Origin of the sequence: Streptomyces sp. ERV7, from assembly GCF_001653515.1 — a bacterium.
Taxonomy (GTDB): Bacteria; Actinomycetota; Actinomycetes; order Streptomycetales; family Streptomycetaceae; genus Streptomyces.
This window is the reverse complement of sequence record NZ_LYOY01000055.1, coordinates 1-14,365: the sequence shown is the minus strand read 5'-3', so window position 1 is coordinate 14,365 and position 14,365 is coordinate 1. Positions and strand designations below refer to the sequence as shown.

Sequence of the window (14,365 nt, the reverse complement as noted above, 5' to 3'; positions counted from 1 at the left end):
CTCCGGGGAGGCAGTGGTGGTCATTGCTGGAGCACTTTCGTGGTGGTGTCGATGGCCTGGTAGTCGCGGGCGGCTTGGGCGAGTTCGCGGGCGAGGTGGTTTCCGGCGAGTTGGGGTTGTTGCAGGAGGCCGCTGATGCGGTGCATGGCGGTGCCGAGTTGCCGGATCCGCAGCTCCGGGGGCAGCTGGAAGAGGTAGTGGAGTTGGTCGCCGGCGCCTTCGAGTTCGCCGGCGGCTAATCGTGCGGTGGTGATGTCCAGCCTGGCCAGAGCCTCGTCCCCGTACGAGCGGTCTTCCCGGGCGCCGTTCTCGTAGAGGGTGAGGGCAGCGGTGGCGTGCTGTTCGGCGAGGGCGTGTTCGCCGAGCAGGGTGTAGGTGCCGCCGATGTAGTACTCCTGTTTGGCCTCGGGGAAGGTGAGCAGCCCGCCGAAGCGGCCCAGGCCTTCTGGTTCTGCGGGTTGTTCGCGGGCGGTGCGCAGGATGTCGAGGGCGGCGAGGGCGCGGGGGCGGTCGCCGATGCGGGCGGCGGCGCGTGCCTGGATGGCGGCGATGCGGATGCGGGACTCGCCGCGGGGTGCGTGCCGCAGGGCTTCGCGTGTGTAGGTGAGGGCGGCCTGCCGGCGCGGGGACCATTCGGCAATCAGTGCGGCGGTCCCTTTGGACCAGGCGCGCAGGCCGTGGTGGTCGGCCCGCTCGGCGCAGGTCCAGGCGGCGCGGATCTGGGCCATGGCGGCCTTCTCGTCGCCCAGGTTCTGTGAGGCGTGGGCGAGGAGGAGGCAGCTGGTGCCCGCGAGCAGGAACAGCTCCCGCGTCTGGTGCGGGGCCTGGTGGCCGTCAAGGAGGGCGAAGACCCGGTCTCGGGTGCCCAGGAGATCGTGGAGGAGGGGGTGGAGAGGGGCGTGGACGTAGGCGGTGGCGATGTCGGCCAAGGCGTAGGTGAGGTCTTCGATGTCGTCATCGGTGACGTTGCTCGTGCTGAAGCGGTCGGCGAACCGGAGCGACTGTGTCGCCGCCTGGCTGGCCAGCTCCCGCAGGTCACCCAGCATGTCGGAGGTGGCGGGTGACTCGGCGTCGGTGAGCGCCGGGGCCTGTGTGTTGCCGGTGATGCGTAGTTCGGCTGGTACGCCTAAGCCGTCGAGGAAGCCGCTGATGCGGTCGATGCTGGCCAGGCGTCGTGCGCCGGATTCCAGCATCGACAGGAAGCTCTGCGTAAGCCCGGTGATCGTGGCGAGGTCGTCCTGCCGCAGCCCCGCCAGTGCCCGAATCCGTCTGCTGGCCTGCCCAAAATCGCCGCAGAGCAATGCCCGACGCAGAATGGCGTCCTGCCAGACCATGACGGGCACGGCGGGCGGCTCAGAAGTCTGTGGGGTTGCGATCGACCGTTCGCACGACGCACACAGGTCGCCGCTGTTGTACCGGCTGAGCCTGCTGCCGCAACGACACGTCCGCACGCGTGCTGACATTCCCGCCCCCAGTCCGTCTGCTGGCAGCAGCGTACGACGCGGCTTGGGCTTCCGTATCACTCCGGTGATACGGGCTGGTCAGCCGACTCTCTCCCCGCCCTTCGGGGACACCCGGCTCTGGCGCGATCCCCGTCGATCAATTCCGGCAAGGCCCTGGCCTCCGATTGCGATCTTTCCTCTGCGTCTGGCAGGCGGGTGAGCCGGGTACAGGCGCTGTCGGAATGCCCCGTTCTGGCGAGCAGCTGGTGGTTCCCCGGTTCACCAAGGAGCAAAGAGCCCGCCGACTCCCTGTGAACAGATGGGCCGAGACTTGATCGTCACGTGTGGTGCCGTTGCCGCCGCTGCGGTCGTCGCTCTATCCTCGTGGGCAACGCGTCGACGGAGACGAGTAGCCGCGGGTTCACGTGAGCTGAGAGAGCTGCCGGTAGCTGGGAAGGCAGTGTCACACCCCGTGGTGAAGACCCTCCCGAGCGCGGGGAGGAACGGCCCTGGATGGGTCCAATGCCCCGCCGGCTGGCCCCCGTGACCGGGCCTGAAGAGGCCACCACTGGGTGGTGGCGAAGGCGTGGTGGTACCGCGAGTCCCCTTCTCGCCCACGCTCCCAAGGGATCATGACGACGCCCCCGGAGGGCCGCGATGATCCATCCTACGAGCCGCGTACTGGTCGCTGACCTGCGGCAACATCTCGACCAGACCGTTTCGGTCTGCGGCTGGGTGAACACTCACCGCCTGCAGCGCAAAATGCAGTTCGTCCTGGTGCGTGACCACACCGGCACGGTGCAGGTCACCCATCGGCGCGGCGGAGACGGCGACCTGATCGAAGAAGCTCTGGAGCAGGTGACCGTCGAGTCCGCCGTGCGGATCACGGGCCGGGTGGTGGACAACCCGGTGGTGAAGCTCGGCGGCCTGGAGATCATTCCGGAGTCGGTCGAGGTGCTGAACCGGGCCGAGGCTCCGCTGCCCATCGACGAGCACACCGCCCTGGAGCAGCGCCTGGACTGGCGGTTCCTGGACGTGCGCCGCCGTCCTGCCGCACAGCTGCTGTTCGCGGTGCAGACAACCCTGGAGCAGGGCATGCGCGCGTATGCCGACGAACAGGGCTGCACCGAGATGCACACCCCGAAGTTGATGGGCACCGCCTCGGAGTCTGGGGCGGAGGTGTTCAAGCTCGGCTACTTCGACCGGTCCGCCTACCTTGCCCAGTCGCCGCAGTTCTTCAAGCAGATGGCGATCACCGCCGGGATCGACCGGGTGTTCGAGATCGGCCCGGTTTTCCGGGCCGAGCCGTCCTTCACGTCCCGGCACGCGACCGAGTTCACCGGCGTCGATGTCGAGCTGGCGTGGATCAACAGCGTCGAGGACGTGATGGTGTTCGAGGAGCAGATGCTCGCGCACGCCATCGCCCAGGTCGCCGAGCAGCACGGGGAGGCGATCCGGGAGGCGTACGGCGTGGAGGTCGTCGTACCCAAGACGCCGTTTCCGAGGATCATGATGGCCGAGGTCCAGGCGGTGCTGCGGGCCAGGGGCTGGGACCCGGAGGGCGTGAAGGAGGACCTGGACCCAGAGGGTGAGCGCGCGATCGCCGCGTACGTGCGGGAGCAGACGGGGCACGAGTTCGCGTTCATCACGCACTACCCCACCAGCATCCGGCCCTTCTACCACATGCGTCCGGCCGGTCAGCCGGAGGTGACGCTGAGCTTCGACCTGCTGTGGAAGGGGCTGGAGGTCACCACCGGGGCGCAGCGCGAGCACCGCTACGACGTGCTGCTCAAGCAGGCCGCGGAGAAGGGCATGAGCACCGAGCCGATCCAGGACTACTTGAACTGCTTCCGGTTCGGGTGTCCGCCGCATGGCGGGCTCGGCATGGGGCTGGGGCGGGTGCTGATGGTGATGCTTGGCCTGGACTCGATCCGCGAGGCCACGTTCCTCTTCCGTGGGCCCAACCGGCTCACCCCTTAGCCGAGTTGCCTGGACAATGGCCGCCTCCGGTGGCGCTGCGGCAGGTGCGCGGCGTCACCCGGGACGGCTTCAGGCCCTGCGCGGCCGCCGATGGCGCTCGAGCCCTGCGCCGGTGCCGCCGAGGTCAAGCAAGGAGGGCAGGGGTGCGCCGCTGTTCCAGGAGCCGAACAGGTCGCGATTGAGGGCCACGATGTGGTGTTTGAGCGCGAGCTGGCGGGCGCTGGCGCTGTACTCGCAGGTCGCGACGAACAGGGCGACGTCCGCATGGTGTTCGGCGAACGCCATGCCGACGAACTTCTGCATGTCGCCGCTGGGGACCTTTCGGTGCGGGGCGTAGTGCTTGACTTGGACGACCAGGCGGCGGCCGTCGGGCAGATGGCCGAGGATGTCGGCGGCCAGGTCGCCCGAGCCGCCGACCACGGTCACCTTGGTGCAGCCGTCACGTCGGCACAGCTCGGCGACGTACTCCTCGAAGCCCTGCCAGCTCATGGCGTCGATGGCTGCCATGGAGCGTTCGAGCTCCATACGCCGGTTCTGCTCCCTCCAGGTCCGGTCGCCCTCCTGCTCTCGGCGATGAGCTCGCCAGAGGAACACGCCGCCCGCACTCAGGAACGTGGCGACCACGAGGGCAAAGAGCAGCCACACGTACTGCCAGAAGACGAAGAGGGAGACGGCAAGCACTGCTACAGCGGTTCCGGTGCGTCGGCGCAGTCGTTGTCGCCGAGCCTTGCTGGTCCGCCTCTTGCGCTGTGGCATGCCGGTCTCCCCCGTCCGCTGATCTGTTGGCAGTGTGAGGATGCTCGGCCGTTGCGCCAAGGGGCTCTTTCCAGCCTCCGCGTCAGTAACGGGCGTTGCGGAGATCGGTGAGCCACGGTTGGTCGGGGTGCTTGTCCCAGTGGTCGCGCAGGACTTGCTCGCGCGGGGCAAACCGGCCATGCCGGGCCAGGCCCCCGTGGGAGAGGTTGATGCTCATGCTCAGCGCCGCGCCCCCCGTGACCCAGTGGGGGGTCAGGATGTGACTCCACAGTAGGTCTCCGGGCCCCATGCGCACGGCTTGGACTGTACGGGCGTCATGGAGTGGCGGGTGTTCGCCCGTGGACTCGCAGCGGATCGCGGCGTCTGCCGACAGTACCTGGTCTGGGGCGTGGTAGCTGTGGAAGGTCTTGGCGCCCTCGATTTGCCAGACCAGGCCGTGGGACTGGTCGGTGTGGTAGGTGGAGTTGCCCCCTGGGCCCGAGAGGAACAGGAGTGGGGAGCAGCGGTGCCAGGTGAATCCGTGGGCGGACAGGAAGGTGCGCCACGGGATCATGACGTTCTCGTGGAAGTGGGCCAGCAGGTTGTCGTAGAAGCGGGCCAGCTGGAAGTGGACGAGCCGGAACGGCCACTGGGTGATCTCTTCGACGGGGGCGTGCCGGAAGGCCCTGGTTCTGGTGCTTCGGGCCTCCGGGTCGAGGTCGCCGAGCAGCGTGAAGCGGACTTGGTCGTCGCTCCGGATGATGTCCAGGACCTCCAGCGCCGGCGGCAGCGTGAAGTGGAAGGGCCGCAGGTCCGGGGCAAGGCGGAAGTTGGGCGGGTCCAGCCAGCGTTGGGTGAACTCGTCCGGTGTGGTGATGGTGTCGTTCATCGGCTTCCCCTTCTTCGGTTCAGCGTGTGGCACGGCAGATCGCGGCGCAGTCCGGGGTGACTTTGTCGCCGGGTGGTGCCGCCAGGTAGTCGCGGATCACGGTCCGCGGGGCCTGGACGGGGACGCCGGTGGTGCCGTACGGGCAGCGGCGAAGATGTCCGTCCATCGAGACGTACAGCAGGGACGACCGGCACGACACGCTCCGGGGATGGAGCAGCATGGCGTGCAGGGCCGTGAGGTGCTTCTGGAACCGCGGGCTGAACTGGAAGTAGTGGGCGAGGTGGTCGGTGTCGTTCCGCTGGCGCTGTACGTACTCATCCAGGCTGAGACCGGCCTTGGCCTGAGCGGCGGGGTCGAGCATGACCGGGCTGAGCTGTACCTCGAACTCCGCGTCCCGCAGCGCCGTGTGGACGGCTCGGGCCTCGGTATCGGACATGTCCCAGTACGTCAGGTGGAGCACTTTCGCGGGCGCTGGCACGGCTCGCAAGGTGGCGAGAGCGGTCTTCACCGAGCGAGTCGTACGCCCGAGGTGCATGGCGCCTGTCGAGTCGGCGGACACGGTGAGGTTCGCCAGAAGGTGCCCGATCCGGGCGAGGCCCGCGACCTCGGCTTCCGCGCGCGCAGAGGTCACTACCGACACGGCGAGCCCGAACTGGTGGGCCAGGCGGATGAGGTCGCGTAGCTGCGGGTGGTGGGCTGGCTCCCCGCCGGTCAGGCAGACCCCTTCGACGCCCATTTCCTTCAGACGCGAAAGGGTCCGGGTGTAGGTGGCAATCTTCAGGTAGCCGGGCGCGCGGTCGGGGCGCAGGCAGAAGCCGCATGCGATCTTGCAGTGGCCGGCGGTGCTGACAAGGGCCTCCGTGAAGCGGGCAGGTACCGGTATGGCGCTGGTCATTGGACCCCCGTGTTGTCCCAGAGCGCGATCTCCACCGTGTTCTGGTAGAAGGCGCACATCTCGGGGTCGGGTTCGCTGCCTCCGATCAGGAGCTGCTCGTTGCGGGAGGGGCCGCCGCAGATCGCGAGGGCCGGGCAGGTGCCACACGCGGGGATCGGCGCGATCGTCTTCGCGATGCTACGGAGGAGTTCGGGCTTCGCCTTCAGCTCGTCGATGCTGCGGAGGAAGGCGGGCTCGTCGAAGTTGATGTCGCACAGGCTCAGACGGTCGCCGGGGAGCAGTGCGGCGTTCAGGGTCTGGTCGCTCTGCATGTGGTCGAACAGCATCGGGTGACGCCGGTCGAGGGCCTGGAACGCCCGGTCCAGCACGGAGAACATCATCGCGCCGCGCCCGAGTGCCACCATGCGCGCCTCATACAGTTCCTTCGCCAGCGCGGCCCCGCTGACTCTCCACCGGCCGCCGGTGGGGATGGGGGTGTTGGTGTAGATGAACGTGAGGCCGAGTTCGTCGATTATCCACCGTACGGTGTCCGCGAGCTGGCCGATGTTGGCGGACGTCGGCGTGAGGTTGCAGCCCACGTGCACGCCGTCGGTCTCCAGGAGCCGTCGGACGTTGCGACGGATCCGGTCGTCGGCAGGCTGCCCGCCGAGCAGCAGCCGGTTGGCCGAGTTGATCGCCGGTGGTCCGTCGATGGAGACGCCGACGCCGTACTGGTAGCGGGCGAAGTGCTTGACCATGGCGTCCGTGTGGCGTGCGCCGTTGGTGACGACGGTCCGGCGGATGCTCTGCACCCTGTGCTGGGCGGCGAGCCGGTCCGCGAGCTCGTCCCCGTACTGCATGAGGTCGAAGCGGATGGTCGGCTCGCCGCCGAACCACTGGATGGACACTTGGTCGTGGCCGGCGTTCGTTTCGAACAGGTAGGCCAGCCCGGTGGCGACTTCCTGCTCGGTCATGTCGGGCTTGCCGGTGTTCGTCTTCACGAAGCAGTAGTCGCACGCCATGTTGCACTTGTCGGTCAACACGATGCGAAGTCCACTGATGCGCAACGGTGTCGCATCGAGTCCGAGGCGGGCGAGGCGGTTTCGGAGTGCTGCGCGTCCGTCGGTCCGTGGGCCGTCGGATACGAAGCCGAGCTCGGTGAGAGCGGTGTGGGTCGCGGTCGGGGGAACCGCGGAGAGGTCGGTGACCTCCCCGCGGTCGAGGTAGACGCTCTCCAGCGAGACCGGGTCGAGGAGAACTGCTTCCCCGTCGCGGTCGAACTGGAGGTACTTCCCCCACAGAAGCTGGGAGGCGGCCACTGTGCTAGGCGGCTTCCACCTCGGCGATACCGAGCTGCGCCATTGTCGTGCGGACCAGCTCCACGCCCTTGTCCCGAAGGATCTGCGAGGCAATCGGCGACCCGCCGTCGGCGAGGACGATCATGCCGGGCAGCGTCGGGTTCGGGGCGATCACGGTGATGCCCGCCGGGTCGGTGCTGATCACGAGAACGGCGTTCTCCAGGTTGACCCAGTCGGTCTGCTCCTTGAGGGCTTCGCTGATCTTGGCCTGGTCGGCCTTGAAGGTCGCCTTCTCTCCCATCCACACCCCGGCCTTCGACTTGGAATCCACGACGTCCGCATGCAGCAGGTGGTCACCCTTGCTGCGGCGTGAAATCGGCATAGCACTCATCTCCTGTCCTGTTACGGATAGTTGTGGACTGGTGCCGTGCAGGGCAGCAGCCAAGCTGCCCGGACAGGAGCGTGACGGGGATCAACCGGAAGCGCACATCGCCGCGGTGATATCACTACGGCGATGGAGAAGGACGGGAGGTCAGGCTGGGCGCCGTGCCGCCGTATTCAGCGAGGCATGAGATGGAGAGTCCGAGCAACGTTCCATCGGTAGGCTCGCTCCTCGCGGCGCAGTACCACCAGATGTACCTGTTCCACGACAATATCCACAGGATCGAGTTCCCGCAGCGTCCGCAGGGCGGCGCGGACACCGTCCGCGGGCAGCGTGCGGTTGGAGTAGGCGATACCCAGGTGTGGACGAAATACCGCTGCAGGCTTCCGGAATGGCAAACCGTGGTGCGCCCCGACCTGATGAAGCATCTGATAAAGGTCCAGGATCGGCATCCACGGCGCGACGCTGTATCGGATCGCCCCGCGCGACGCGGTCAGCGGGATGGCCCGGAGCGTGAAACGCTCTGGAACCGTCTGCTGCGCAGCCGCCGTCAGCCGGTCGAGCCGGTCGCCACTGATCTCCCCGACAAGGCCGATCCTGCCAAGGGTCAAATGCAGGCCGTCGGGGGCGATGTTGTCGAACCCGAAATGGGCCAGGGCCTGCTGGCACTGCCGCATGTGGCTGACCAGGGGGGACTCCTCAGGAATGGTCAGCATCCAGTAGTACGCCTGGGTATCCCCGCTCCATCCAGGCCGCTCCCAGTGGTCGGCCATCTTCTCAACCGCGTCAAACGCGGCCCAGTCGTGCGCGGCAATGACCGCCGGGTCAGTCGTGCTCGGCGGGGGGCTGGGAGGGAAGGCTCCCGAATCGACTGTGAGCTGCATCCGCGGCCCTTCTGGTCGGCTGCACCGGCCGCGCCAGTTTCGCAGAACCCACCAGCGCCCGCGCTTGCGGGGCAGACTGCCACACCCTCAACACTTCGCCGTACTCCCGCACCGCCGGAAGATTCCGCCACGGAGCAGCCAGCGCGTACAAGTCGCCGGCCCGCTGAACCACCGAGCGGATCGGGGCCCCACCACCCGCCTCCAGGACCTCGCGACCGAGCACCATGGCCTGCTCCACGTCCGGACGCTCACTCGTGAGCACGGCCGTTGCCACATCCAGACGGACCAGGGCGCGGCTCCAGGCAGAATCCGACTGCTCCACGCGTTCATCGATCGCATCCGCGTAGCCCAGGACACGGTGCGGACTTCGCAGTGCCACGTGGACGGTTGCGGCGTTAGCAAGGGTACGGGCCAGGGCATAGGGGGCGAACGAGATACACGGGGTAAGGCCGTCAGGCACATCGTGCCGCGCGCTCAAGTCCACGGCAGCCGCAATGGCCCGCTCCGCCCCAGCAGCATCGCCAAGTTTCCCCAGGGCCCGAGCCCGGCCGTTGGCCTGGAGCCTGATCGCCTGCGGGTGACCCGGGCCGAGCGCCACCCCCGCATCGGCAAAGGCCACGGCCTCCTCGAAGCGACCGGCGTAGTAGGCGTTGAGGGAACGGGTCCCCTGGATCCACATGACCAGTTCACGGTCGTCGATGTGCCAGGCAAGCTCTGCCGCCTCCGTGCAGTACGCCTCAGCCAGAACCTCTCGACCCGCGTTGACGGCCATGTAGGCCAGCAAGGCAGATGCCTGGGCAGCAAGCCGGAACAGCACCTCGCGCTGACGCGGGAGCTGCCGGCCCTCAAGCAACTCGCCGACGTATCGCCGCACCTCCAGGACCTCGCCCACGAGACCGTACGGCCCTTCGCCCTCATAGCGATCCACTACACCTCCGATCGTCTCCTGGAGGACCAGCAAAGTGCTGGGATCTGTGTTGGAGGAGGCGGCGGTGTGGAGTCGACGCGCGACCTCGACCGGGCTCTCCCACGCTGGCTCCTGCACGACTCCAGTGGCCGCAGTACGTAATCGAGAAGGGGAATCCGTAGCTACAAGTTCGGGAGCAGCCTCTGGTGGCACACCCAGCCCCCGGAGAACCGTCCCGATCCTCTCCACATGCGTCAGCCGTCGGGTACCGGACTCCAGGGCAGACAGATAGGACTGACTCAAACCAGTGAGGCTCGCCAGATCCTCTTGCCGCAGATGAGCAATCTGCCGTATCCGGCGGAAAGCCGCCCCAAAGTCCCAGTTTGCGAGCGATACCTTGACGTCCGCATCGCGCCAGACCCTCTCGGGGATGCAAGGCTGACGGTGGAAGTCAAGAGCGGAAGCGCGGGCGCAAGTAACGCAACGGGTATCGGGGTTGTAGCGACTCAAGCGTAGACCGCATCCGTCACATCGACGCTGCTCCGATGCCATCATCTGCCTCCGCCACAGTCGGGAGACCTACAGTAGATCCCTCCAAGGCGCGGCCACGACAATCGCTCCTCCTACTTGATCGACGAACGACGCTTCCTGGCCACGCCGTTGAACTCCATGCGTCTGGGTATCAGCGGTCGCGTGATGTCCCGTAGCCCCGAGCGGCACCCTCACCATCACCGTGAGCTGGATAATTCTCCGGTTTGGAACATTTCAGCCAGAGGCCCGAGCGTCGCGAACCGATTGCCGAGTATCTCTTCGCGCCCTTTGTACGCAGGTGCCCCCCGGCCCGCTGGCACAGCTTCGAAATTACCTGAGTGATATCACCATCGGCATGTGCGCGGAGTGCCCGCCACAAGGAGACTCTCGACACAACACGCCTCCCCGCAAAGGAGGTCGTGAAGCCCAAGGTCGCCATCCCGCACGTCGGCCTGCAGAGGTTCCGCATGCTCATCAGATCCGTCCGCATTCAGCTAATGCCTACATGGCCACCCAGGCACGTGAGCCGCGACCCCTGGCGCGGGCTCGGCTGGCGGGTCCGCTATGGCCATTAGCGTCTCGGCGGTCGTCCTGTTGGCGATCACCGTTTTTCTGCTTGTCCGGAAGGGCGGCCTGAAGGCTGGTCACGCTGCGGTGTCTGTCCTTCTGGGCTTCTACCTGGCGAGTTCGTCGGTTGCTCCGTCAATCAACCAGCTCACCGCGAAGGCCGCCAGCCTCATCAGCGGCATCAAGTTCTGAAACACGGCGCGGCCGCCACGTAGAGCCTCTTCAGCTCCCTACTCTCCATCGAGGATTCCCGATGCATGCCCAGCAGCCGATGGCTCGCCCCCCGGGGCACTCCCGGCCCGCGTTTCGGCTACTCCAGTCCGGCGGGGTGAGGTGATGCGGGAGGCCAGGGAGCCCGTGGGCTTTCAGGACTTCGCACCGGTCTATCACCCTGCGGGGTTCGATCAGGAGCTGCGGGTCGTGCTTGCGGATGTTCAGCTGGGGCGGTGGCTGGCGGTGCGGGATTTGCTGGCGCGGACTGGGGGTGACTGGGCGTTGCGGACGGCGCGGACGCAGGTGTTGGCGGCTGCGGCGGCGCGGACGGATGCGGTGGAGGCGTGGCTGGCGGAGGAGCCGGAGAGCGGGGACGCGGTGGTGATGCGGGCCCGCGTGGCGGTGGAGCGAACCCTGCAGGCGCATCGCGCCGGGGAGGCGACGGTGGGTGTGCTGGAGCGGGAGGCGCGGCAGGCGTGTCTGCTCGCGGCGCAGCGGCTTCCGTCAGATCCGGTGCCGTGGGTGTGCCTGCTGGCCCTGGCGCAGGTGGATGTGGGCCTTCAATGGGGGGAGCACTGGCGGCCGGCTTGGGAGGAGATGCTGCCGGCCGGGCCGTGGGGACTGCTGGCGCGGGTGGGCGAGCGGGACCAGGCAGGTAACCGGGAAGCGTTCCACCGCATGCTCCAGTTCTTCTACGCCTGCCCGCATACGTCGGTGGCGGATGCGATCAACTTTGCCCAGTGGGTGGTGTCCTGGGCGCCGGTCGGCTCGCCGCTGCGGATGCTGCCGCTCTATGCCTACATGGAGAGCTACTGGCGCCACCGCCAGGACGGGACACTGGATCCGCTCCAGCACCGGCAATGGTCGCGCGAACCAGTCATCCACTACGTGCGGCGCGCCTTCCACGGCTGGAACGACCGGCCCGCGAACGGTACGTCGGTGGTGGATCTCAACTACCTGGCCCACGCGCTATGGGCGGGACACCAGTACGCGGATGCAGCAAAGGTGTTCGAGACGCTCGACCGCTACGCGACCCGGCTGCCGTGGGCGTACGTCTGCGAGGACCCGTCCTCTCCCGAGTGGGCGGTGCGGGAGTTCGTCCGCACCCGGGCCCAGTGCCTGACGACCACGCGAACCCGCGCCGCCGCCTCCCCCAAGCACCGCCTTCGCTTCATCTGAGACCGCATCCCTACGACTTCAGGAACCAGAGGCTCCAGAATGTCATATACACATCAACTATCTGGCGTGCGCTCCGACGATCAGCACTTACGCGAACTTGGCTACAAGCCGCAGCTGTTCCGGCGGATGGGCGCGTTCGGGAATGCAGCCGTCTCGTTCTCCGTGATCAGCGTGCTGACCGGCTGCATGACCATGTACGGCTACGGCCTGTCCACCGGCGGTCCGTCGGTGATGATCTGGGGCTGGATCGGCGTGGGCGGGATGGTGCTGTTCGTCGGCGCCGCCCTCGCGGAGGTGACCAGCGCCTACCCCACGTCCGGTGCTCTGTTCTTCATGGCCGACCGCCTCGGCGGACGGCGCTGGGGCTGGTACACAGGCTGGCTCAACCTCCTGGGCCTGTTGGGCGGGATCGCGAGCATCGATTACGGGTGTGCCCAGTTCACCAGCGCGTTCCTCGACCTCCAGTACGGCTTCCACCCCACGCCCGGCAAGACCCTGTGGATCTTCTTCGCGATCCTGGTCCTGCATGCCGTGCTGAACCTGTTCGGGGTCCGGCTCGTCGCGGTGCTGAACACGGTGAGCGTGTGGTGGCACCTGGCCGGCGTCGCCGTCATCGGCGGCGCCCTGACGATCACACCGGCCCATCACCAGTCCGCTGATTTCGTGTTCACCGAGTTCGTCAACGGCACCGGCTGGACCAGCAGCCTGTACGTGATCGCGATCGGGTTGTTGGTGGCGCAGTACACCTTCTCCGGCTACGACGCCTCCGCCCACCTGTCCGAGGAGACCACCCACGCCTCCATGGCCGCGCCGCGCGGGATCCTACGGGCCATCGTCTGGTCCTGGGCCGCGGGGCTGGTGCTGCTGGTCGGGCTGACCTTCGCCATCCAGGACTACACCGGCACCCAGAACACCACCACGAAGGTGCCGCCCGCGCAGATCTTCATCGACGCCCTCGGCCTGGGCGGCGCCAAGGCGTTGCTCTTGGTCGTGATTGTCGCGCAGTTGTTCTGCGGGAATGCGGAGACGGCCGCGTGCAGCCGGATGGTGTTCGCGTTCTCCCGCGACGGCGCCCTGCCGGGACAGAAGTGGTGGACACGTACGGACAACGCCAGCCGGACCCCGAGGGCGGCCGTGTGGCTGTCGGTCACCGTCGCCGGCGTTCTGGCCCTGCCCTCGCTCTACAGTCCGACCGCGTACGGGGCGGTCGTCGCGATCAACGTCATCGGCATCACCCCCGCCTACGCGATCCCCATCTACCTGCGCATCCGCCACCGCGACCGCTTCACTCCCGGACCGTGGAATCTGGGCCGCTGGAGCATCCCGGTCGGCGTGGTCGCCGTGGTGTGGGTCGCCTTCGTGACCGTGCTGTTCTGCCTGCCGCAGTCGAAGCCCGCGACGGGTGGGCTGGTGACGGTGGACACCTTCAACTACGCCCCCATCGCCCTCGCCGTGGCGCTGGTGCTGGCCGGCCTGTGGTGGCGGATCGCCGGGCGGCGCTACAAGGTGCCCGTCGTCGCGGCCGACAGGGAACTGTCCAAGATCCAGGAGGAGATCGTCTGATGTCTACGACTCCGCGTTCGTTCTCGCAGGTGCCCCGGCTCAGTGCCCCGTTCGCCGCTCCCCCTCGTGCGCGTAGGAAGCGTGCGTTCACCGGGAAGCTGAGCCTGTCGGATCTGAGGGATGCGGTGGATGCCGATCTGATCGACACGGTCGTCCTGGCGCTGGCGAACTTGCAGGGGCAGTTGAAGGGAAAGCGGTACGCTGCCCGGCATTTTTTGGACAGGGTCGCACTCGGCGGTGCCCACATGTGCGCCTACCTGCTGGCCACCGACGTTGAGATGAGCCCTCGCCACGGCTTCGACTTCACCTCGTGGGACAGCGGCTTCGAGGACACCGGCATCATGCCGGACCTGTCCACGCTGCGTCGTGTGCCGTGGATGGCGCGCACCGTGATCGTCCTCGGGGACGCGGTGGACACGGCCAACGCTCCGGTCGAGGTTGCTCCCCGGCAGATACTTCGCACGCAGCTCACGCGGCTCGCCTCCCTCGGCCTGCATGCCCAGGTCGGCCTGGAGACCGAGTTCCTGCTCTACCAAGGCACCTACACCCCGGCGACCGGTATCGGGCCCGGCGGGCTGGTACCGGCCGCGGACGTGAATCTGGACTACGCCCTCGACCACAGCCCGCACCTTGACCGCTACTTCCGGCGCCTGCAGGCGGCTCTGGCAGGGGCGGGGATGCCGGTGGAGGCGGTCAAGACCGAGGGCGGCCCCGGCCAGGTCGAGGTCACCTTCCCCCACAGCGGCGCGCTCAGGGCCTGCGACCAGCATCTCGTCTTCAAGCATGCCGCGCGCCTGCTGGCGGCGCGGGCGGGGATGACGGCGACGTTCATGGCCGCCCCGGAGACCGGCATCGGCAGCGGCCTGCACCTGCACCTCTCCCTCACCCGCAGCGCCACCCCCATGCTCCCCACCCCCGACG

At 67.7% G+C, this 14,365-nt stretch carries 12 protein-coding genes and 2 pseudogenes; 5 read left to right on the top strand and 9 right to left on the bottom strand.

What is annotated here, in order from left to right; all coding sequences use genetic code 11:
* Positions 1–20: 20 nt before the first annotated feature.
* Complete coding sequence (locus A8W25_RS29610; protein WP_234386641.1) at positions 21–1,334, bottom strand: helix-turn-helix domain-containing protein; 1,314 nt, start codon at positions 1,332–1,334, stop codon at positions 21–23.
* Positions 1,335–2,099: 765 nt separating this feature from the next.
* Here A8W25_RS29610 and aspS point away from each other — a divergent pair.
* Positions 2,100–3,422, top strand: a complete 1,323-nt coding sequence (aspS, locus tag A8W25_RS29605) for an aspartate--tRNA(Asn) ligase (RefSeq protein ID WP_067167422.1) — start codon at positions 2,100–2,102, stop codon at positions 3,420–3,422.
* A gap of 69 nt (positions 3,423–3,491) precedes the next feature.
* On the opposite strand, the gene A8W25_RS29600 is transcribed toward aspS, so the two are convergent.
* The 8 genes and pseudogenes from A8W25_RS29600 to A8W25_RS35860 all read right to left on the bottom strand — a co-directional run.
* The gene (locus A8W25_RS29600) at positions 3,492–4,178 is read right to left on the bottom strand and encodes a restriction endonuclease (protein WP_067167421.1); all 687 of its coding nucleotides are present in this window, start codon (positions 4,176–4,178) and stop codon (positions 3,492–3,494) included.
* Positions 4,179–4,260: 82 nt separating this feature from the next.
* A complete protein-coding gene (locus A8W25_RS29595; RefSeq protein ID WP_067167417.1) occupies positions 4,261–5,046 on the bottom strand; it encodes a hypothetical protein in 786 nt (261 codons plus the stop codon).
* A gap of 19 nt (positions 5,047–5,065) precedes the next feature.
* Positions 5,066–5,941 (bottom strand): radical SAM protein, encoded by an 876-nt coding sequence (locus tag A8W25_RS29590; protein WP_067167415.1) that lies wholly within the window; start codon positions 5,939–5,941, stop codon positions 5,066–5,068.
* The gene (locus tag A8W25_RS29585; protein ID WP_067167413.1) at positions 5,938–7,239 is read right to left on the bottom strand and encodes a radical SAM protein; all 1,302 of its coding nucleotides are present in this window, start codon (positions 7,237–7,239) and stop codon (positions 5,938–5,940) included. Before A8W25_RS29585 ends, A8W25_RS29590 begins: the two co-directional genes overlap by 4 nt.
* 4 nt (positions 7,240–7,243) lie before the next feature.
* Positions 7,244–7,600, bottom strand: coding sequence for a hypothetical protein (locus A8W25_RS29580; RefSeq protein WP_067167411.1), 357 nt, complete (start codon positions 7,598–7,600; stop codon positions 7,244–7,246).
* A 176-nt stretch (positions 7,601–7,776) separates the two neighbouring features.
* A complete protein-coding gene (locus tag A8W25_RS29575) occupies positions 7,777–8,484 on the bottom strand; it encodes a 2'-5' RNA ligase family protein (protein WP_067167410.1) in 708 nt (235 codons plus the stop codon).
* Positions 8,426–9,412: a hypothetical protein gene (locus A8W25_RS29570; protein WP_234386640.1), complete on the bottom strand. Its 987-nt coding sequence runs from the start codon at positions 9,410–9,412 to the stop codon at positions 8,426–8,428. Before A8W25_RS29570 ends, A8W25_RS29575 begins: the two co-directional genes overlap by 59 nt.
* A 177-nt stretch (positions 9,413–9,589) precedes the next feature.
* Positions 9,590–9,943, bottom strand: a pseudogene (locus A8W25_RS35860) (helix-turn-helix domain-containing protein); the annotation flags it as partial.
* A gap of 543 nt (positions 9,944–10,486) precedes the next feature.
* On the opposite strand from A8W25_RS35860, the gene A8W25_RS29565 reads away from it, so the two are divergent.
* From A8W25_RS29565 to A8W25_RS29550, 4 genes and pseudogenes are all read left to right on the top strand, one after another.
* A complete protein-coding gene (locus tag A8W25_RS29565; protein ID WP_067167405.1) occupies positions 10,487–10,681 on the top strand; it encodes a hypothetical protein in 195 nt (64 codons plus the stop codon).
* A gap of 165 nt (positions 10,682–10,846) precedes the next feature.
* Positions 10,847–11,881 (top strand): hypothetical protein, encoded by a 1,035-nt coding sequence (locus tag A8W25_RS29560; RefSeq protein WP_234386639.1) that lies wholly within the window; start codon positions 10,847–10,849, stop codon positions 11,879–11,881.
* A gap of 39 nt (positions 11,882–11,920) precedes the next feature.
* The gene (locus A8W25_RS29555; protein WP_067167401.1) at positions 11,921–13,444 is read left to right on the top strand and encodes an amino acid permease; all 1,524 of its coding nucleotides are present in this window, start codon (positions 11,921–11,923) and stop codon (positions 13,442–13,444) included.
* 125 nt (positions 13,445–13,569) lie between these two features.
* Positions 13,570–14,365: pseudogene (locus tag A8W25_RS29550) on the top strand (glutamine synthetase); the annotation flags it as partial.